The sequence below is a fragment of the Providencia manganoxydans genome, from assembly GCF_016618195.1.
Lineage (GTDB): Bacteria > Pseudomonadota > Gammaproteobacteria > Enterobacterales > Enterobacteriaceae > Providencia > Providencia manganoxydans.
This window is the reverse complement of record NZ_CP067099.1, coordinates 603394-623703: the sequence shown is the minus strand read 5'-3', so window position 1 is coordinate 623703 and position 20310 is coordinate 603394. Positions and strand designations below refer to the sequence as shown.

The 20310-nt window shown below is 40.8% G+C and carries 20 protein-coding genes; 1 reads left to right on the top strand and 19 read right to left on the bottom strand.

The features are described 5' to 3' along the window. Positions 1–9: 9 nt before the first annotated feature. The 8 genes from JI723_RS02690 to JI723_RS02655 form a co-directional block, all read right to left on the bottom strand. Entirely contained in the window at positions 10–531 is a 522-nt protein-coding gene (locus tag JI723_RS02690) for a fimbrial protein (RefSeq protein ID WP_272581133.1), read from the bottom strand. Further along, a complete protein-coding gene (locus tag JI723_RS02685; RefSeq protein WP_319068320.1) occupies positions 531–1055 on the bottom strand; it encodes a fimbrial protein in 525 nt (174 codons plus the stop codon). The genes JI723_RS02690 and JI723_RS02685 overlap by 1 nt, the downstream gene beginning before the upstream one ends. Beyond that, positions 1048–1458 carry a fimbrial protein gene (locus tag JI723_RS02680; protein ID WP_140178855.1) on the bottom strand — a complete coding sequence of 137 codons (411 nt, stop codon included), beginning with the start codon at positions 1456–1458 and terminating at the stop codon, positions 1048–1050. Before JI723_RS02680 ends, JI723_RS02685 begins: the two co-directional genes overlap by 8 nt. Before the next feature lie 79 nt (positions 1459–1537). Next, positions 1538–2275: a fimbrial biogenesis chaperone gene (locus JI723_RS02675; protein ID WP_337979761.1), complete on the bottom strand. Its 738-nt coding sequence runs from the start codon at positions 2273–2275 to the stop codon at positions 1538–1540. 21 nt (positions 2276–2296) lie between these two features. Continuing rightward, positions 2297–4831, bottom strand: coding sequence for a fimbria/pilus outer membrane usher protein (locus JI723_RS02670; RefSeq protein ID WP_337979760.1), 2535 nt, complete (start codon positions 4829–4831; stop codon positions 2297–2299). 71 nt (positions 4832–4902) lie between these two features. Beyond that, on the bottom strand, positions 4903–5427 hold the full coding sequence (locus JI723_RS02665) for a fimbrial protein (protein ID WP_306803484.1): 525 nt from the start codon (positions 5425–5427) through the stop codon (positions 4903–4905). A 116-nt stretch (positions 5428–5543) separates the two neighbouring features. Then, positions 5544–6095, bottom strand: a complete 552-nt coding sequence (locus JI723_RS02660; protein WP_070927294.1) for a fimbrial protein — start codon at positions 6093–6095, stop codon at positions 5544–5546. A 191-nt stretch (positions 6096–6286) separates the two neighbouring features. Beyond that, positions 6287–6556: a helix-turn-helix domain-containing protein gene (locus JI723_RS02655; RefSeq protein WP_337979759.1), complete on the bottom strand. Its 270-nt coding sequence runs from the start codon at positions 6554–6556 to the stop codon at positions 6287–6289. A 728-nt stretch (positions 6557–7284) separates the two neighbouring features. On the opposite strand from JI723_RS02655, the gene JI723_RS02650 reads away from it, so the two are divergent. Beyond that, positions 7285–7905, top strand: a complete 621-nt coding sequence (locus tag JI723_RS02650; protein WP_140178847.1) for a flavin reductase family protein — start codon at positions 7285–7287, stop codon at positions 7903–7905. A 63-nt stretch (positions 7906–7968) separates the two neighbouring features. Here the strand turns inward: JI723_RS02650 and JI723_RS02645 are convergent, their stop codons facing one another. The 11 genes from JI723_RS02645 to JI723_RS02595 all read right to left on the bottom strand — a co-directional run bounded on the left by JI723_RS02645 (position 7969) and on the right by JI723_RS02595 (position 20306). Further along, positions 7969–8559, bottom strand: coding sequence for a P-loop nucleotide/nucleoside kinase family protein (locus JI723_RS02645; protein WP_272581137.1), 591 nt, complete (start codon positions 8557–8559; stop codon positions 7969–7971). A gap of 225 nt (positions 8560–8784) precedes the next feature. Continuing rightward, complete coding sequence (locus JI723_RS02640) at positions 8785–9444, bottom strand: hypothetical protein (protein ID WP_272581138.1); 660 nt, start codon at positions 9442–9444, stop codon at positions 8785–8787. 65 nt (positions 9445–9509) lie between these two features. Continuing rightward, entirely contained in the window at positions 9510–11156 is a 1647-nt protein-coding gene (locus tag JI723_RS02635; RefSeq protein ID WP_070925685.1) for a Na+/H+ antiporter, read from the bottom strand. A 249-nt stretch (positions 11157–11405) separates the two neighbouring features. Then, on the bottom strand, positions 11406–11873 hold the full coding sequence (locus JI723_RS02630; RefSeq protein ID WP_272581139.1) for a MarR family winged helix-turn-helix transcriptional regulator: 468 nt from the start codon (positions 11871–11873) through the stop codon (positions 11406–11408). A 225-nt stretch (positions 11874–12098) separates the two neighbouring features. Continuing rightward, entirely contained in the window at positions 12099–12854 is a 756-nt protein-coding gene (locus JI723_RS02625; protein WP_337979758.1) for a maleate cis-trans isomerase family protein, read from the bottom strand. Continuing rightward, positions 12851–13882, bottom strand: a complete 1032-nt coding sequence (locus JI723_RS02620; protein WP_337979757.1) for a carbon-nitrogen hydrolase family protein — start codon at positions 13880–13882, stop codon at positions 12851–12853. Before JI723_RS02620 ends, JI723_RS02625 begins: the two co-directional genes overlap by 4 nt. Positions 13883–13900: 18 nt before the next feature. Then, on the bottom strand, positions 13901–14812 hold the full coding sequence (locus JI723_RS02615; RefSeq protein WP_070925692.1) for a fumarylacetoacetate hydrolase family protein: 912 nt from the start codon (positions 14810–14812) through the stop codon (positions 13901–13903). A 67-nt stretch (positions 14813–14879) separates the two neighbouring features. Next, entirely contained in the window at positions 14880–16007 is a 1128-nt protein-coding gene (locus tag JI723_RS02610) for a cupin domain-containing protein (protein ID WP_319068305.1), read from the bottom strand. Between the two features lie 25 nt (positions 16008–16032). Further along, positions 16033–18348, bottom strand: a complete 2316-nt coding sequence (locus JI723_RS02605) for a bifunctional salicylyl-CoA 5-hydroxylase/oxidoreductase (protein ID WP_140178837.1) — start codon at positions 18346–18348, stop codon at positions 16033–16035. 28 nt (positions 18349–18376) lie between these two features. Continuing rightward, positions 18377–18799, bottom strand: a complete 423-nt coding sequence (locus tag JI723_RS02600; protein ID WP_272581143.1) for an acyl-CoA thioesterase — start codon at positions 18797–18799, stop codon at positions 18377–18379. Between the two features lie 10 nt (positions 18800–18809). Beyond that, the gene (locus JI723_RS02595; RefSeq protein ID WP_337979756.1) at positions 18810–20306 is read right to left on the bottom strand and encodes an indolepyruvate oxidoreductase subunit beta family protein; all 1497 of its coding nucleotides are present in this window, start codon (positions 20304–20306) and stop codon (positions 18810–18812) included. Positions 20307–20310: the final 4 nt, after the last annotated feature.

Genomic DNA, 20310 nt, shown 5'->3' with positions numbered 1-20310 from the left:
AACTCCTTATTATTCATAAGTCATCAAAATCGTCATGGATGATGTGAACTGGCCATCTGATAATTGCTCTGCCGGTATAGTTCCTACTAACTGTGCTTGTAAATCAGCTCGGTATTCAGTTGCCGTAATTTGTACAGGATGAATGACTTGAACAGAATTAACATCAAACGGACGTACAACTCCTTGAGTAATTTCCTTGAAATGGATCCCTAATCCCTTGATTGTTGTCGCTAGCAATAATTGCCCATTATGCATTAATGTATTACTTCCATTCGTATTCAACGTAATAGCAAGTTTTTTATTGAAATCACATCCCGAAATATAAATAGGAAATTCTCTATCAATGGTATTTCCATCAAGATTATCTGAATTAACAGTGCCAAAATCGATCACAAGTGGGGAACTATTATTTTCACTGCGAATATCACAAACAGGCGTTATCATCGTTGCATTTACCTCAACCAAAATATCAGATACGGCAGATGAGGCGAATAAAAGTAATATTGTGGTGATGATTGAATATCGTTTCATTATTGATACTCCACTGTAAATGTCGCCGTTCCTTTAAAATCGCCCACTTTAATATCACCTATTTCAGGTTTACGAACAAAGACGCCAAAATTAAGTTGCTGTCGATTTTCGGCCACTGAAACAACACCAACATCTATCGGAGAATTCCAAATAATAGGTTGTTCATTTTTATCAACTTCAATAATGCCTAATAACGCGCCACTGGTACCTTGTGTACGTAAATAATCGTTTCCTTCAATATTAATAAGTTGGCTACTCTGCCAAGTCATACGAATGGTTTTATTTAAATCGGCATCACTGCATTTTTCTATCTCAATAAAAAAAGGCATCACATCACTAGCCCCAAACTGATTAATATACTGCCAACGTAAATTATCTAACTTTATTTGTTTATTGACTGAGTCTGCTGAGATTTGGCAATGAGTACGAATAAGCTCCCCTTTAAATTGTACATCTAATTGATTACTGGCTAATGTATTAGGAGGATTTAAAAATAGTACTGATAAAAAAAATGTCTTATTCATAGCTAACCTCCAACCTTAATAGATGCTGCTCTTCACCAAGAATAGGAAGTATTATTTTATTATTACCATTACGTAAGCTGATCGGAAAATGTTGTATGACTTGCTCTTTCTTAACATCATAAAATGCTAATATTGCAGGGGTATTCGCCGTATTACTGAGAAGATCCTTGGTACGAAAAACAGTACCAGCACCACATCCTGTCAGAAATACGGCTTTGTTAGTCATTAAATTACAAGGAGCATTAAAAATAGCGGCATTAACACGTATCCATCCTTGTAGCGACTGCTCATATTTAAATGCTTCACTGGGTGTATTTGGCACAGTGCTCTTCGCGTGCGCTAAATAGCTTGTTATTCCACCGATAACCAATAGCAATAACAAACCTGCTTTTTGCTTGCTCATTACCTGACTCCACCTTGATATGGAAATAGGCTCTAAATAATACGAGAGGTCGCTTGGGTAACGACGAACATCGCTACCATCACAATTCACCTGTCACTGCACAAAGCTCGCCAGTACAACGAAATGCCAGTGTCGGCTTCCCACCATAATCATTGATATAAGTTATGTAAGGCGTAGATAATATTTTTGATTCTATGTTATGAGTTGATTTTGGTGGCACCATCACCGGAGTGAATTTGCTTTGTTCTGACTGCGGTTTACTATTACCAATACCAATAATAGTTAAATTAAAAGGGGTCACATTATTCAATAAATACCCTTTAGCTGTTTTGGTTAATGTCACTTTATGTGCCCATTTTGTGTCTGACTCCGCTAATATATTTTTGGGCCGATAAAATAATTTGACACGTGACAGCAAAGCAATTTGCAACGTATTACCTTCCGTAGATTTGGGTGGAACTTCACGTAGGTTAAAATAAAATACAGACTCTCTATCTTTAGGAAGCTGTCCTAACATTGGCGTGACACTTAATCGAACTAAACTGTCACTATTTGGCTCAATCCGCTGTAAAGGTGGCGTGGCTAAAATAGCACCTTGAGTGAGTTTATTTCCTTGTAAATCTTCAATCCAACTTTGCGCTAAATACGCTTCTTCAGGGTTATCATTGCTAATACGAATATTAATAGATCGCTCATTACCAGGAAATACAATACGAGTACGATCTAAGGTGACCGCACCATAAGCATTCATTACTATAATCACTGAGAATAACGCAACACAAATAAATAATTTACGACCTAAATATAAATTCAACATAACGTTCCCCATAAATATGATTTATTTATCTTTAGAGTGAGAAATAGATGAGATGGCTATTTTTGATGTGCAAGGCAACAGCAACATATTAGATGAAGCAGTAAGATTTTCAGGTAATGTTAACTGACACTGTTGTTTATTATTCCAATATATAAATAGGTTTTCCTGAGCAGAGACGCCCACTAACCAAGTCACGCCATCCTCACCCACAATACCTAATTCACGATTATCAACATTACGCACACTGGCCCCAAAAGGCGGATTTTTGCCATTATCCAAAGACAAAACAGCGAATAATTTTTCCCCTTTCATTACCGATAAACTACGATAACCAATAGCACCTTTTGTCAGCGTAATATCGGTTGTTGAATCTAAGGTTTCTAAATTGTCAGGCAACTTACTTGTATTAATAGACGCGGTGGATTTGCGATAACTATTAATATTAGGAATAACAGCTAGCCCAAAGTGGTTAGTTTTAATCACCCCGCTATCCAACGGCACATCGCTAACCCCTGGAGTTTCAATCATCAAACGTGTATCACCATGCGCTGAACGATGGAACGCAACGCCTTTAGACGTAGCAGTGATCCCACTATTAATGGATGCACCAATACTACGATATTGGTGAGGAACATAACTGGCATTTGCAGAGACATTTGCCTGTGACATATCTTTAGAATAGAAACCGCTAAAACTTGCCTGATTATCTATCTCTTGCCCATGGTTATACCCCATGTTTAAACTGTAATTATCAGTTCCGCTATAACCGTTATAGCCCATGTTGTGGTTATAACGGTTATTACCCGATGAACGTGAATAAAGTTCTGAGAAAGTAATACTATGCCCCGTATAAAGTGGCAGAGTGAGATATAAATTTACCGAATCATCTTCAAAACCGTTGTCACGTTCGGTTCGAGTCGCCGATAGAGATAAATTCGCATTGTACTGAGATAATTGAGGAATAAGGATATTAGTGCTTGCATATAACCCGTATTGGGTTTGTGAGTCATTCCGCCAATAGGTGCTATATTGGTAATTTAATGCAATATTAAAATCATCAAAATACTTATTTAAGTAGATTTGATAATTCTCTTTTTGCGAACGCGGAATAATTCCTGTGCGGTCTTGATCCATAAATTGGGTTAATGTTCGATATTCTTTATCAGCAAAACGATAGCCAGCAAAAGTAATATCCGTTTTTAAATCCTCAAGAGACTTTGCATAATTCAGCCTATAAGAGCGCCCTTGTAAACGTTCCTCTGAAAAATCAGCAAATGACTGTGTCATATCCAACGAAATGGCTCCGATGGTTGAGAGATCTCGTCCAATTCCTACCGCAATGGTCTGATAATATCCGTTTAACTGAGTTCCCCCATATAATGACCATGCATTCGATACCCCATAAGAAAACTCTCCACCAATAACAGGTTTACCAGTCATGTGGCGACCATCGTAACGAGTTTTCCCCCCCACTAGTTTGTAAACAACGCGGCCGGGCCGAGTTAAGTAAGGAAGTGAAGCAGTACTAACACTAAATTTTTTCTCTTCGCCATCTTCTTCACGAACAGTAACATCCAATACCCCTCGAATACCGCTATCTAACGTCTGAATACGGAAAGGCCCCGGTGGAACTGCTGTTTCAGAGATAACGCGATCTTGGCTGCGAACAATCACTGTCGCATTAGTATTCGCAATACCAATAATTTCAGGTGCATAGCCTACGAGTTTAGGCGGCAACATGCGATCATCACTTTCTAATGAAACCCCACTGTACTGCCATGCTTCGAAAACGTCTGAGTAAAAATAGTTTTCACCCACCGTCAAAATAGACGCAGCATCTTTCAATGAAGTGAATGCATACAATCGACTAAAATCAAATTGATGAGTCTCTTGCGGATGGTAACCACCACGCTGTTTTTGATAGGTTGCGTTATAATCACCACGAAAACGCCATGCACCTATATTTACCCCTGTAGTCCCATTAGTTGATAGATAAACGCGCTTAATTCCTCCTTTTTCCTTTGTTCCTGAGGCATTAGCATTGTAATCAATAAATGCCCCATTCAGCCCATCCTCCCATAACGCGGGAGGTGTCCAATAAGGATCGCGATACTCCATCCACATTTGAGGGATCGTCACATTCAACGATAGCGTTGACAGTTCAATTTTCGTTTGCACCCCCGTTAAAGCTGAAAAATCGAGGCATTGACCATCATGTGAGGTTGTTACTTTTTTTTCAGAGGAACTTTTTAGCCCAAACATATGTAGCATATTGATAGGGATACACACACTTTGCGATTGTGGCTTATGTGTTGGTTTTTTTGCGTATACAGAGATATCTCGTGGAGCCCCCAATCGCTGCCCATTAACAAATACGGTTAATACGTAATCCCCTGGAGGAACATATCCTGCAACGGAAAACTGGCTCATATCAATATTTTGAATATCTTTTGCATCTAATACATCAGTATTGAATTCAGAAGCGCTAGCAGCCCATGTCGTCAAGCCGAGCGTCAATAAAACAGCCTGTCTTACTTTGCTATGTTTGAACATCATGCTCTACTCCATCCCAAATGCGACAAAAGGACTCCTCTCAAAACTAAATTTGCAGGATCCTTCATTTCTGTTTATTGATAGTCGATGAAAAACCGAATCAATCCTTGATAGTTACCAGCCTGAATCGGTTTCCCTGTCAGTTCTAATTGCAAAAAATAACGTAAAAAAAGCGTTTTTCCTGATTTACCTTGACGTAATACACTGCTGGATAAGAGATAGTTTTGATTAGGTATTAATATTTGTTGTTGATCATTCAATACCGCAATACCTAATCCACGCGATGGCCCCTGCAAGACAAATGCATTAATATTTTCTGCACTTTGCCCGTCAAAGCGAATGAACCAAGTTTTACTGTCAATCGAAGAATACACACTGCCGCAATCACGTAATTCAATGATAAAAGGCTGGTTATAACGTTCACGATGACTTGGAGTAGCCAACATCGTTAACGTTAAAGGAGAAAAATTAATTGTCTGGTAACGATCTTGCATTACAATTGAACAAGGCGCCGCAATCACATTTCCCATCAATTTTGTCATACCATTAAAAGTAAAACTCTTTGCATTCACAATGCCATGCGAAACAAAATAGGCCATTATTGATAGCATTATTAACCGTGTTATTTGGTGACCAATCTGTTTGTATACACTCACAGCTTTCCTCCACACACATTAATGATCCCGCCAGCTATCGACTGGCGGGCTACTATCAATTACTGATATGTAATACGGAAATTGGACGTTGCATTAAATTGCCCTTCAACAACAGGCTTAGTAACATCAACGGCTTTAGCAAGTGCTTTGAATTTTAAAGTGTTATTACCTTTTTTATTTATCATCTGTGATAAAACATCTTTAGCTGTACCAAAGGTAAAACCATCAATCCCCACCCCAACGTTATTGGTATTACCCGCGGAGGTTGAAAGTAGCGTATTGGCTGCATCTGCATAGCTTTGTCCAGTAAAAACCAATTCCATTGATTTCACTGCCATTGGTTTATCATCGGTGCCTTTATCAAAATCAGTAAAGTCACAGCCAGTGAATTCAATTTTAAAATCCACTTCCGCAGCTCGGCCATTCTCTAATCCTCGACGAGATAATTGCCCAAAATCAATAGTTTGCTTCAAAGAAGATTGCGCGATATTACAAGGTGAAGTAACAACTGTACCAATAAAATCTAGGGTACCTGCGTTTTCTGCTAATACGTTGAAAGAAATAACAGATGTAGCAATTACAACCACTTGCGTGAATTTAACTAGTTTCATGTGTTTTACCTTTCAAATAAATAATTACATTGAAATAGATACACTATTAAATACTTTTAATGGCGTAAGCTTGGTATTTCATTAATAGTTCAAATTATCACTACAAAAAATCATCCCTGATTGAACTGTCTAAAGACTCCTCAATACGCAATAAGAATTTACGTATAAAATAAATAATTGCTGATACTTTATTAGCGATATAGTTTTATTTCTGCTATTTCCGTTGAGTAATTAGCCATTACTTTGAAAAAGAAATCTGCCCAATCCATATCCAACACTTTTAATAAAACATCTAATGTTTCAATATTAATACTCGTCTCCCCTCTCTCATAACGCGATATTTGCTGCTGGCTGACATGTAGCATTTTACCAAGTTGAATACCTGTTAGGGATTTACTTCGTCTCGCCGACCTTAAAAAATCACCAATTTCTTGTCGTAATAAAATTCTATTTTTAATCATATTAAAAAACCAATAGTCAGTTAATTGAATATTTATAGCGAACTATCATTTCGATATTGAAATGATTACTATCTATCACTAATAATTAAACTAAGAAATGGATTTATTTATAATAAATAAAAATACATCTTTAATAGAATATAGATTTAACATTTAAAGCTGTAAATACGTTTATATCGATCGAATAACAACACATTAATAGTCAAAAACTATTGAATATATTAAAACCGATCGTCAATTACAATGAATAACATTTTAGCTATATTAAACATCAATAGATTAACTTATATAGCTGACATTGAAATAATTTTAAGTTGAACTAAATAACATACTTACATCATATGTAAAAATAAAAATAGCTATAAATACGTTTCAGAAAACAAGAATTAAATCAAAAAATAATATTACTAAATAGAGTTTGAAAATAAACTCTATATTTACATGTAAAAAACAAAACAACACAATTACCGAGTTTATATCATATAGAATAATTACAATTTCAATCCATATTGAAATATTATGGAGAGGGAATGTAAATAAAAAGCATTAACAATATAAAATATATCAGCATTAATAATTTAAAATAAAAATATATAATAAATCGCTGAGACTACCCTATATTTTAATATCCAACTTATGCAACTATTATCTTTTTTCTGCATTTTTCCAATCAATTCCCACTTTATAAGCGCAAAATCCATTATGATGGTAGGAAAAAGGAGCCAATAATGACAACTCAATTTTATAGCTATCAGCCCATGCAAGGTCATGGACTACCTCATGATCCTATTCCTGCATTAATTGGCCCACGGCCCATTGGCTGGATTTCCACCTGTGATACAGAGGGGAGAACTAACCTCGCACCTTATAGTTTCTTTAACATATTTAACTATTCTCCACCGATATTGGTGTTCTCTAGTGTTGGTAAAAAAGACACGGTAGCTAACGCTATCGCTACTGGTGAATTTGTCTACAACCTTGCGACTAAAGAACTAGGGGAACATGTCAACACCAGCAGTGCTGCGTTACAACACGGAGAAAGTGAGTTTACTCTGACGGGGCTTGCAACATTGCCATCAACATTAATTACGCCACCGCGTATTGCACAAACACCTGTCTCTATGGAATGTATCGTCACACAATATCAGCAATTAAAACGCGCTGATGGCAACCTTCTCGATACTTGGATGGTTATGGGGGAAGTGGTAATGGTGCACATTGATGAAAATGCACTTGAACAAGGTCTTTATACTACAGCTCGCCAACAGCCATTACTACGAGCAGGTGGACCCGCTGATTATTTTTGGATAGAAGAACAGCAGCGACTGCAAATGTATCGCCCTAAGTAAACTCATAACATAAGAGAGAACATTGCCTATTTTCTCTCTTATGGTTATCTATCTTAGTCACTATCACTTTTCATATCGACAAATCAGCTGCTCCTCAGAGCTAGGATAAGAGAAATGTTGAGTGATCAAATCAAACTGTGCTTCTGAGGTTTTAAATGGGTTGTCCCCTACTTGATTACGCACAGCTAATCGCCTTTTACATTCATTTGAATCGACTTCCAATATATGAAATACATACGCGACGTTAGCCAAATCAGCTAACGATTTTAACCAACTTCGTTGCGCTGGTGTATTTGCAGGGAAATCCATCACTACGGTATTGCCTGCCTGTACTAGCTTCACGATATGAGCTTCTAGCACATTTTTAATTAAACGACTTTTTTCAATATAATGTGAAAGGTCGGTAATTTGCTGCGAAAATAATGTTGATAGCCATTCATCTTCACTGATCAAAATAGTTCTAGGTCTCTGAGCGAGCTTGTTAGCTAATGTCGATTTACCGGATGCTATTTTTCCACACAGAAAGTGTAAGCGTGTGTCTGGTGCAGATTTCAGTAAATAAGCTAAGATCTCACAGGTATCTTCAGCATCTAACTTAGAAACAAAATCAATCAGTTGCTGTTTTTTTATTGTTGAATTTAATGTATCGCACATAACTATTCCTTGCTGATATTTGATGATTTTAACTACCAGACAAGGACAAAAAAACCCGCCTATCTGGCAGGTTTAGCACACAGCTCATTCCCCACCACTAAGTGATGGTAATAATGATTTGATGAACTGTGGTCGTGAACATGTATTAATCCTCAAAATGACTAATAATTAACATATCAATTAATGAATTATTATCAAGCAATAGATTTTCGAGGGTGCTACGTTTTAATCAAAAATTGAAAATGGGGCTATCATTGCTGAGCCAATAGCACCAAGTGCGAGTTCGAAAATATTGCTCCCATGTTCTATTGCATCCCAAGCGGTCCAGCCTTCCTTATCTGGTTGTACTTGCTCCATGAGCGAGTAAATCAAATGCAAATTGATAGGAAACATACGAACATTTTTATCTGCTCGCATATCGTTAATATCATCTACCAAAACAACCCCCCAACCAAAAGGACTACTTGCGTCACCAAAAAACTTCTGACCAACCCAATGACCAAAAATATCAACACGGTAACCTTTTTGCTCATTATCACTGGAGTGCTTGTGCGCAATGTCCCAAAAACTTTGGATTTGCTGTGGGTTGAAATTTTCAGCTGGCAATAATTTCAAACGATATTGATGAGGTTTCGGTTGGTTATAAGCAAGGGCATATTTCCAGTGAGCAGGGATAAAATCACCTGATTTTGCGAACCCCTCACCTGTTTTTATTCGTAACGGTAACCAGCCATATTCACTCTGTTGGTTACCCTGTTCGCTACGCCGTATCCAGTTACCTTGCTCATCTTGCCTGAAGCCTTTGCTCTCATTGTCATGAGAGATAAACAGTGCTTCTTCCCATATTTCATCAAGTTCACTTTCAGAAAATTGATAGTCATCCATGCCAATTCCTTCATCTATCTACAACATAAAAAACGGCCAGATGTGATTTCTGGCCGTTGTTTTTGTTAGTGTTTCTTACTCTTATGGTGATTTAACGTTTCTTCTTTAAGATCTAACTCATCACGTAAGCGGTGATATACCCGCTCATTGATATTTTTGCCTTTGCGCATCACATACAGTGCATCACGTTTCGCTTGTAATGCAGAACGTGACATTTCACGCTCCATATCAATCATTCTATGTAGATCATAGACATCGGACTCTGTTTCATCAGTATTGTCTAAACGTCTACCATAGATTTCTAACAATTGTGCACCGACTTCTGTACGCATGGCTATTTCATCCATATCTTCTGATGGATGGTTCATCAATTCACGCAAATGAGACATTGCAGCTTCATTCAGTGCCATACGAGCACGGATCTCATCATTATCATAAGGTAAATCCTGAACTAAGCCTTTCGTTAAGATCGGTAATGCAATACTCGCAATCAGTAATGAACACAGAATCACGCCCATTGCTAAGAAAATAGCCACATCACGATTTGGGAATAGCGTGTTATCAGGCATCAGCAATGGTAACGTCAAAATACCTGCTAATGTAATTGCTCCGCGCACCCCAGCGGTTGCCATAACTGCCATCATACGAATATGCAATACATCCGCTTCTTTGCCACGACGACGTTTGTGGAACACCGTTAATGTCATCGATATCCATACCCAGCTAAAGCGCAAGATAGCTAGAGCGACTGTGATAACAATAACATAAACCAACAGCATCCATGGATGGCTTGCACCCGCAGCTTCTGCAACTTGTGGCATGTTATTCCACATCCCAGGTAACTGCTCGCCAAGTAAGATAAAAATCATGCCGTTAAGCGCGGTCTGTACAGTATCCCACACCGCTTTACTTTGCATGCGAGTAGCTGCTTGCATACGGCCTGCTATTTTTTCATAGTGCATTGCAATACCGGCAACCACCGCAGCTAAAATACCAGAAACATGTAGATGCTCTGCCAGCAAATAGGCACTAAATGGCATCAATAGGCTGATCATGATTTGAATAGCAGGCTCTTCACCCGTACGCTTTACCAAAAATTGGTTTAGCCAACCGATAACCCATGCCACTAATAAACCAATTAAAATCCCACCAAATGCAACAAGTACAAATTGCCCAGCCGCAGAAGCAAGGGAAAATGTTCCCGTTAAAGCAGCGGTTACAGCAAAGCTAAAACAGACTAGACCCGTCGCATCATTAAGGAGTGATTCACCTTCTAGGATATGTGCCATACGAGAAGGTAATGGTGAATTCACTGTCATTGCCGAAACAGAAACGGGATCCGTAGGTGATAGAATAGCTGCCAATGCGAAAGCAACTGCCAGAGAAATTGCAGGGATCAACCAATGAATAAAAAAGCCCATTCCAATAACTGTCACCACAACCAAACCAATGGCAAGTGACATAATAGGTTTTATTTCCTGAAATAAAGCTTCTTTAGGAATACGCCAGCCATCTAAAAACAATAATGGTGGAATGAATAAAAATAGGAATAAATGCGGCTCAAACTCAACCGTAAAACCAAACAGTGATAGCCCTGCACCCAGTGCTATCTGAATAATAGGTAAAGGAATAATATCCCTAAGCAGCCGCGAGACAAACACGCTCACAATAACGGCAAGTAAAAAAACTAATACAAGGGTCACAACTGACATGGATTTGCTCCAATATTAAGCTAAGCAGAAGTTATCAGTAGTGAAGTAAATAGATAAATTGAATCGATGTAAAGTATCTATTTACTAGAAAACTAAAAAACAGAACTTTCATAAAACTTTGATTACTATCATTCTGTTACAGAATATTACAGTAACAATAAAATTCTACTCCTATATATATTATCATAATGATAATTAAGCATTTATTACGATTAGTATAAATAAATTATTCACTACTAATTTGATTAGTCATTTTTCGTTATTTTTTATTTCCACTGTACTATGCCGTTCAATCAACTCTTGTAATACCTGCTTTAGCATTTTACTTTTACGTGTACCTAGAGGAGCCAAAACCAATTGCTCATGTTGTTCTGCTTCTTTTAATAGCCCTTCCACAAGTAACATACCACTTGAAGTCATACTTACTAGCGTTACTCGACGATCACTGCCTGTATGGTTATTGTGCCGAATAACATGCCCTTGTTGCTCTAATCTCTGCAATACACGGGTGATCGTTGGCTGCTTGCTGACGGTTTTTTGGGATAACTCAGTGATCCCCATTGAGCCATTATCAGCCAATGTCGAAAGCACCCGCCATTCAAGCACCGACAAACCATTAGCTTCAACAACAGCATGAAACTCGGATGAAACAAGCATCCATGCCTGCCCCAATAGGGCAGGCAAGTAATTATCAACAAATACTTTAGAGTCTGGCATCGGTTCCTCTTGCCTAATATACTCGCCATACTTCAAGCTGCGGGGCTTTTGGTTAAGATATGGTGACTACGCTCAGCTAGTCGAGCCACATAGCCTATCTACATTCCCCGACTATCTTTGCTTGTCACCTATCTGCATCTCGAATTATTTTAGGATATAGAACGTATTATTTCATTCGATATTAAAAGGTTAGCAGATAGAAAACGACTCTTTAATACCATTTGTTTAAAACTTTCCTGAAAGCAGAGAGCCGAATCCATCAACGCGAGTATCTAATCCTAACTTTTTCAGCATCATATAGGTTGTTGCAACGGATGATGACAATACAGGCAACCCTACGCGATCTTCAATTAATTGCACTGATGGTAATGAAGGCATTTGCACACAAGCTGAAGCCACAATCACATCAACGTTAGTATTTAACTTTTTCGTGATTTCCACTGGTGCTAATGGATCTTGTCGGCCTACATCCAAGTTGTCCGGTATTTCCAAAGAAATACTGTCCACCACCTCGATGCCTTCATTTTCGATATAATCAATGACTAACTGAGTCAGTGGCTTCATATAAGGGGTTAAGATAGAGACGCGCTTGGCCCCAACTGCATGCAACCCATCAACAAGCGCTCCGGCACTTGTCACAACGGGAGCCATATGGCCATTATCAATCGTGCATTGATGTAGGCGTTTCTCAGAAACGCGATGATAGCCCTTCCCCATACTCATAATAGCGACTAAACAGGCATAGCCTAATACATCAACGGCTGCGTCAGACAGTTCGATAGCACAACGATCGCTATCTGCATCCATTTTTTCCAATTCTTCTTTAGTCACTTTTTTCATGCGCATACGGCTTGAATGAAATGTAAACCGTTCCGGAAACAGTGCCTCACGAGCTCGTAAAATAGCAGGGATTTCCGTTTCCATAGTGGTATTCGAAGAGGGCACTATTTGCCCGATACGATACGAACGCACATGACTCATAGCCCTTTCTCCTGTGAAATTTCATCCTGATCACCAAATTGATTTAACTCATCAATATCTTGCCCGTTATGATGGAAACGTGCTGCTGTCAGTGGACGACGATTAACCTGTAAATCAAAAATATCAAAGCGATTATAGTGACCTGTAATATCATGCATTTGTCTTGGCTGAATGCAGCGATTCAAATCAATGTCCGCATAGACGATCCCCTCTTTATCAATTAAAGGTTCACCTATCACACGGCCATCTGGCCCAATGATCCCTGAAAATGCACTATTAGGTCGCGCGAGTAATTCTCTAGATTGCGGGTGAGATGCTGCCATTGCTTCAACTATTTCCTCAGAAACAGTCGAACAAGAAATAATGGTAAACACCTTACCTTCAAAGCAATGCGCTGACGCACGTAATCTAATGGCTTCTGCCATGTCATAATCTTTAGGAGCGACAGGTAACGCAATATAACTTGCGATATGCACTAGCTCGCCCTGAGCAAGTAATGAGAAACGCGCTAATGTATTGGTGTTTTCACCACAAGCAAGTGCACCTAAAGGCCCAATGCTGGTTTGGTGTACTTTTAATGATGAAGCATCACCATTTGCCCACGTTAGCTTTTCTGCCCACGTTGGGACTAACTTACGGTGACGGCCTAATATTTTGCCTTCATCCGAAATGGTGACTAATGTGTTGTAAAGCGTTGCAATACCATTTGGATTACGTTCATTCACCCCGACAACCACATTGATATGGTGGCGAGCAGCTGCTTGGGCAACCTTACGAATTTCAGGCCCAGGAACTTCAATCGCAGACTTACAAAGTTTTTCGAACCAAGGACTACCTTCAATAGGGTTCATCACCCAGCTCCAATAAGGGTAGCCTGAGATAAACACTTCAGGAAATGCGACTAATTTTGCGCCATTATCCGCAGCTTCTTCGATTAATTTACACACTTTATCAACAGTGGCATCGGTATTGAGGAAAACAGGGGCGGCTTGTACCGCCGCAGCTTTAAATTGAGGTAAATTTAACATCTTCTGCTCTCCTTGGCTTTATACTGCTACAACAGGATGGCGCAACTCACCAATCTTCTCGACATAGGCTTCAATAACATCACCAGGCCATACCCATTCTTGAGGAGAACGCCCTGCACCGACGCCTTCAGGGGTACCCGTCGCAATAATATCGCCCGGTTCAAGCGTGATCCCTTTACTAATATCAGCAATCAGAGCATTTACGTTAAATAGCATATGTCGAGTATTTGAATCCTGTTTAGTCACACCATTCACTTTCAAACTCAAATTTAAGCTATGTGGATCTGGAATTTCATCTGCGGTGACAATACAAGGTCCAAATGGTGCATAGGTATCTTGTCCTTTAGAATAAATCCACTGACCTGCACGACGGCAGTCACGAGCACTCATATCTATCATTAAGCTATAACCAAAGACGTAATCTAACGCATCGGCTTCTGAAACCCTTTTTGCACGGGTTCCCATAATTACCGCCAGTTCCACTTCCCAATCTAACTGTTGAGTGATCTTTGCGTTATGTTCAATCGCATCATCTGGACCAATCACCGTGGTCGGTGGCTTAGAAAAAATAACGGGCTCTTTTGGTAATTCTTTCGATGTATCGAGTGTACGGCTAGACTCGGCGACGTGTTCTACATAGTTCAAACCAATACCAAAAATGTTTTTTCTTGGGCGAGGAATTGGTGCCAAAATTTTGACGTTCTGAACGGGCCAAGCAGTACCCGCAGGAAAATGGCCTTGGTATGCTTCTAATAAATCGGTTCCAGAGCGAACCCCTTGAGGGCCTAGGTCGATAAAATCCAACATATTATCAGGTAGATACTGACCTTGCTCTTCTGCCAATCGAGCGAGATCGACCACTTGATTACCAACAATTGCCCCTAAACGTGCAGCCGCGGTGATATCTGAACGGTAAGTAATAAGACGCATAATTCTTCTCCTTTGTCAGGTTCACCTGACTTAAATCTTCACGTAAATAATTAATATAATTTAATAACTAACTAATAATTTTTTGATGACCATCGTTTTCAGCTAGGGCTTCTTCATAGTACAGCCCAAGTGAGTTCATGACAGGTAAGTCGTTGAAACAAAACAGGCAAGCATCATCATTCTGTGAAGTGTTTACATGTTCATGGAACATCCACGACGGAACACAAAAAATGTCACGTTCTTGCCAATTAAAACGTTGCCCATTAATGACTGAATAACCTTTACCTTTAGCAACCTGATAGATAAAACTGCCTGTATGGCGATGTGCTTTCCCAACAAACCCAGGACGTAACAATTGCATACTGGCACCAATGGTTGGCATCACAGGTCCACCTGTTAATGGGTTGGTGTAGTGCATTAAAATGTCATCAAAAGGTGAGCCATCTGCGGCTTTTGCTGCTCGCTGTAATGCTTCATATGTCGGCCCCCATTGATATTTAAATAATGGTGAATATGGTTTATCCCAACCAATGTGGTGTGGCCGCAGTGCCGTACCTCCCCACATACCTACTGGGTAATCAATTGGGTGAGTTTGTACCTGATGTAAATCAGGATGCACTTTATAAAAACCGGCTTCCATTGCATTAACTAATGGGATATCTAAGCCATCCTGCCAAATACACGGCAAACCATCTTCAGCAACACCATGCTCATGCCATGTCCCATTAGGCGTTAATACAAAATCATTGGCTTCTAACATCATTTTTTGCCCTTCAACGATGGTATAGGCGCCCCGCCCTTCCATGATGAAACGTAATGCAGATGAAGAATGAGCATGCGCCGAGGCGGCTTCACCGGGGTGCATAACCTGCAAACCTGAATAGAGCCAGCCAACTGCGGCCGCAACATCTTGTCGACCTGGATTATTTAAATAAATGACCCGACGCCCCGCTTTTTCTGGGGTAACCAACTCAACCGAGCGTAGTACGTGCTCACGTAAATCATGGTAGCGCCATAACACAGGAACTGATGAAGACTGCGGCTGCCAAGGCTCTATTTTGTTCGCAACCGTCCATAATGCGCCGGTTTTCAAATCAGCTAATTGTTTGTAATACTCAACCAGCTCTGGAGTATCAGCAACATCAGCACGCCCTGCTATATTTTCTCTATATTGATCATGCGATTGGGTACCCATTGTTTCCTCCTAATAGCCATTACATTTAGCGATTTTTTGCTTGTTGTATCAGTTGTTGGCGCCCGTATTCATAAGGTGCTGGCCAACTCACCGTGTTCCAACCAAATCGAGCACACTCATGTAGTAACCAAGCAGGATCAGCCAGTAATGGGCGGGATAGCGCACACAGATCAGCGCGCCCTGAAGCAATAATACTGTTGACCTGATCAGCATCAGTAATCGCGCCAACAGCAATAACCGGCACATCACCTTCATTGCGAACACGATCGGCCATCGGTGTTTGATACATACGTCCATAGACTGGCTGCTGTAGTGGAGAGACTTCCCCAGAAGAGCAATCAACAATGTCAGCACCAGCCTGATACATGGCTTGGCCTATGAGAACTGCCTCATCAACTGTTGTACCACCATCAACCCAGTCAGTAGTAGAAATACGTACAGAAAGAGGTTTATCCTCTGGCCATACTTGACGAACAGCACTCACGACAGCGAGAGGGAAACGTAGACGGTTTTCGAGCGTACCGCCAAAATTGTCGGTGCGGTGATTTGCCAATGGTGAGATAAAGCTTGATAGCAAATAACCATGCGCAGCTTGCAACTCTAGCCAATCAAAGCCTGCTTCATCGGCACGTTTTGCAGCTGCGACGAATTGGTCAATGATCTCCGCCATCTGAGACTCTGTTAATTCACTAGGTACCTGTGAAATATTCACTAAATAAGGCAATGCAGATGCGCTGACTAAAGGCCAGTTCCCAGATTTCAATGGATGGTTTTCTTGTTCCCAACCACGCTGCGTGGAACCACGACGTCCCGCGTGCCCTAGTTGAATACCAATTTTGGCATCCGTTTTTTGATGTACAAACTGTGTTACCGATCGCCAAGCATCCACTTGTTGAGAATTCCAAATACCGGGGCAACCTTCAGTGACTCGTGCTTGAGGAGAGATCGCGGTCATTTCTGTCATGATCAGGCTAGCACCACCTAATGCACGGCTACCGATATGTACCAAATGAAAATCACTGACTAAGCCATCCGTTGCGCAATACAGTAACGTTGGTGAAGCAATAACTCGGTTCTTCAACTCAACACCACGCAAACGGTATGGCGTTAGCATTGGTGGTATCTGCTGCGCAGCAGGAGCTAAATCCACACCTGATTTTGCTGCAAACCAGTTTTCGTAATTTTGTAGCCACTGCGAGTCACGAACACGTAAATTTTCATGAGAGATGCGTTGAGAGCGTGTCAGTAATGAATAAGCAAATTGCTCTGGCTCAAGGTTTTCATAACGACTCACATTTTCAAACCATTCTGTTGAGTTACGTGCAGCGTTTTGAATTTTTAGTACTTCCACACTCCGTACTTTTTGATAGTGCTCTAATCCTTTGCGCAAATCACCACCAGTTGCCTTCAGGCTTTCAGTAAGCTCAATGGCATCTTCAAGTGCTAATTTAGTTCCTGAGCCAATGGAAAAATGTGCGGTGTGAGCAGCATCTCCCATGAGCACAACGGGAACATCTTTCCCATCGGTTGGTGTTGTCCAATGTACCCAATTTTCACAGATCACCCGAGGGAAGCGGATCCAAATCGCTGCTCCACGTAAATGAGCCGCATTGGCTATCAATTTCTCACCCTCTAACCATGGTGCAAAAAGCTTTTCGCAATAGGCAATACCATCCTCTTGCGACATTTGATCGATGCCAGCTTTGAGCCAAGTTTCTTCTGTTGTTTCAACAATAAATGTCGATAAGCCTTCTTGGAACTGGTAAGCATGGACTTGAAACCAACCATGTTCATTTTCTGCGAAAAGGAAGGTAAATGCGTCGAAGATCTTCTTAGTACCTAACCAAACAAACCGACAACGACGCTGATCAATGTCAGGTTTGAACACATTTTCATAACGTGTACGCACCGCGCTATTGATCCCATCAGAGGCAATAATAAGATCGGCGTTATATTGTCGAGCAATTTCTTGATCGTCGGTCACCTGAGTTTCAAAAACGAGCTCAACCCCAACGTCTAAACAGCGGTCTTGTAAGATATTGAGTAATTTTTTACGCCCGATCCCAATGAACCCATGACCACCACTCCGATTACATTCACCTTTAAAGTGGATATCAATATCATCCCAATGACTAAACTCAGCAGAAATAGTTTCAGCTGAAACTGGATCTGCTTTGCGCAAATTGCTGAGCGTAGCATCAGAAAAAACCACGCCCCAACCAAACGTGTCATATGGACGATTGCGCTCCACAATGACCACACGATTTTGTGGGTTTTGTAATTTCATCAGCAACCCGAAGTAAAGCCCTGCTGGTCCACCACCGATACAAACGATATTCATACAGTTTCTCCTTTGTTGCGTCGTGCCATCACACAGGTTGCTGCTGGGTTAAGGCGTGATATAGCTCATCAGGGATTGCTATGGCCTGATGCGTTTCTAAAGACGTCGTGACATAAGTTTGAGTGACTTGCATACGCAACTCCCCTACATTACTGGTACAGACCTGACGCAACGTAATTGATTTGCGTCCAATGCGCTCAACCTGCAACTCCAGTTGAACATCATCGCCCATCCGACTAATCGCTTTGAATTCAGCCTCTAAATGTACGGTAGGTAGGCCAAAACGCTGATCAAGAATGTAACCCGCAAAACCTTGAGGAAGCAGTTCGTCCACCCAACGCTCTAATAGGTTGTTAAACATAATGAAATACTGTGGGTAAAATACGATCCCCGCAGGATCGCATTCAGAAAATAGAATCTTATGTGGTCGAGTAAATTTCAGTAGGCTCATTATGTTTTCCTTATTCCATCGCCAAACGCTGGCGGCATTTGCGCAATTCGTTGCCATGTTCATCAGCCAGAGCAGCTTCACGCAGTTCTCGCAAATCAGCAGGAACCAATTGAGCGCCATAACTATCGACAATATCCATTAATATCTGGAAGTTACGTAAGCCTCGCGCATGAGTATCGCTATAACCTTTCACCACCCGCTGACACTGGGCAATTTCAGTCGCTAAAGCCGGATTAGTTTGCGCGGCTTTTAAAACTGCCGATAACCACTGCTCAATACGCTGAGTTTCTAATTGATAGCGCAATGTTGTACGACGCCCACGTCGCCAAGCTGCGAGTAGATATAACTGTAAGAATCCCCCCAGTGAACTGGTAGTGATTGTGCGTCCCTTTTGTGTAAACTTGCGAAGCGCTTTGTGTATCCAATGTGGTCGCATTAACCACTTACCTAAATTTTTGGGAAGGGTTTCGCAAATCTCTTCAATACGTGGATGCATAAATTCATTGATATCGAGCAGTTGGTTATCATTAGCGCGTACTTCATTACGTACGCGTTGAAAACGGCTGTGTCGAATTTTTAAATCGGCAACACGAATGGTGTCCTCGTATGACATCCACAGTGCTAAATGGCGCACTAATGCACGCTGCAAGCGTTCATCATTGCCGCCTTGTTGGCTAAACAATTTGATTAAACGATCTAAATAAAGAGAGGCATATGCGGGATCTTGGTAATCAATTAAACGGCGTACTCCCTCCCTAGCTAAATAGTGAGTGTGTTGAGGGAACTCATGTTCAATACGTGCCAATAATTGGACAACTTGCTTATTTTTCGGGTTAAAAGGTGCCGATTCTGCACTTTGTGGTTTATGAGCTTCCTCGGGGTGAGCCGCCATTTCAGCGCCAAGAGAGAAAGCACGTAAGCTTGGCTTAACACCAACACCACCACGCACAATGGTTTCTTCAAATTGCGCACGACTAAACGGAAGGACTCCAGCACCAAATAATGCGCCAAATAATACTGCACTGATCACACTGCCACTTTCCTGTGCAGCTTTCTCCATATCGAAATGGATGAATTGGCGCGCTGCAAGACTCGCATGACGGATCAATGCTTGACTATCAACACGCCCATCACCCATGGCGGATTTTTCAGCGATAGAGTAGACACGGTGTGTTGAACTAATCAGTGTGGTACGCTCTGGTGTCACAAAACCACGCTGTACTGCTCTGCCAGCTTCCATCAATTCTGATGCAAGCACAACATCCACATCGCCGGGCATTGGCATGAGTGCGAGTACAGGTTTTGGCGTGAGAGGGTTCTCTGCACCAGGGAATAATTCAACATAATAAATAGTTGCGCCAGTACGTTGCGCAACCCCTGGAACCGAAGTGGTTTGCGCAAAGTAACCATTTTCTTCACCTAGATTGACTATCCAATCAGCGAGCACGCCACCACCTTCGCCGCCCATCGCTAAAATCGCTATTTTAATGGGTTGTAATGCAACCATGTGT

Excerpts from the sequence above, each read along its gene's own strand:
- JI723_RS02690 (WP_272581133.1), bottom strand. The coding sequence starts at position 531 with ATGAAACGATATTCAATCATCACCACAATATTACTTTTATTCGCCTCA.
- JI723_RS02685 (WP_319068320.1), bottom strand. The coding sequence starts at position 1,055 with ATGAATAAGACATTTTTTTTATCAGTACTATTTTTAAATCCTCCTAAT.
- JI723_RS02680 (WP_140178855.1), bottom strand. The coding sequence starts at position 1,458 with ATGAGCAAGCAAAAAGCAGGTTTGTTATTGCTATTGGTTATCGGTGGA.
- JI723_RS02675 (WP_337979761.1), bottom strand. The coding sequence starts at position 2,275 with ATGTTGAATTTATATTTAGGTCGTAAATTATTTATTTGTGTTGCGTTA.
- JI723_RS02670 (WP_337979760.1), bottom strand. The coding sequence starts at position 4,831 with ATGATGTTCAAACATAGCAAAGTAAGACAGGCTGTTTTATTGACGCTC.
- JI723_RS02665 (WP_306803484.1), bottom strand. The coding sequence starts at position 5,427 with ATGGCCTATTTTGTTTCGCATGGCATTGTGAATGCAAAGAGTTTTACT.
- JI723_RS02660 (WP_070927294.1), bottom strand. The coding sequence starts at position 6,095 with ATGAAACTAGTTAAATTCACGCAAGTGGTTGTAATTGCTACATCTGTT.
- JI723_RS02655 (WP_337979759.1), bottom strand. The coding sequence starts at position 6,556 with ATGATTAAAAATAGAATTTTATTACGACAAGAAATTGGTGATTTTTTA.
- JI723_RS02650 (WP_140178847.1), top strand. The coding sequence starts at position 7,285 with ATGACAACTCAATTTTATAGCTATCAGCCCATGCAAGGTCATGGACTA.
- JI723_RS02645 (WP_272581137.1), bottom strand. The coding sequence starts at position 8,559 with ATGTGCGATACATTAAATTCAACAATAAAAAAACAGCAACTGATTGAT.
- JI723_RS02640 (WP_272581138.1), bottom strand. The coding sequence starts at position 9,444 with ATGGATGACTATCAATTTTCTGAAAGTGAACTTGATGAAATATGGGAA.
- JI723_RS02635 (WP_070925685.1), bottom strand. The coding sequence starts at position 11,156 with ATGTCAGTTGTGACCCTTGTATTAGTTTTTTTACTTGCCGTTATTGTG.
- JI723_RS02630 (WP_272581139.1), bottom strand. The coding sequence starts at position 11,873 with ATGCCAGACTCTAAAGTATTTGTTGATAATTACTTGCCTGCCCTATTG.
- JI723_RS02625 (WP_337979758.1), bottom strand. The coding sequence starts at position 12,854 with ATGAGTCATGTGCGTTCGTATCGTATCGGGCAAATAGTGCCCTCTTCG.
- JI723_RS02620 (WP_337979757.1), bottom strand. The coding sequence starts at position 13,882 with ATGTTAAATTTACCTCAATTTAAAGCTGCGGCGGTACAAGCCGCCCCT.
- JI723_RS02615 (WP_070925692.1), bottom strand. The coding sequence starts at position 14,812 with ATGCGTCTTATTACTTACCGTTCAGATATCACCGCGGCTGCACGTTTA.
- JI723_RS02610 (WP_319068305.1), bottom strand. The coding sequence starts at position 16,007 with ATGGGTACCCAATCGCATGATCAATATAGAGAAAATATAGCAGGGCGT.
- JI723_RS02605 (WP_140178837.1), bottom strand. The coding sequence starts at position 18,348 with ATGAATATCGTTTGTATCGGTGGTGGACCAGCAGGGCTTTACTTCGGG.
- JI723_RS02600 (WP_272581143.1), bottom strand. The coding sequence starts at position 18,799 with ATGAGCCTACTGAAATTTACTCGACCACATAAGATTCTATTTTCTGAA.
- JI723_RS02595 (WP_337979756.1), bottom strand. The coding sequence starts at position 20,306 with ATGGTTGCATTACAACCCATTAAAATAGCGATTTTAGCGATGGGCGGC.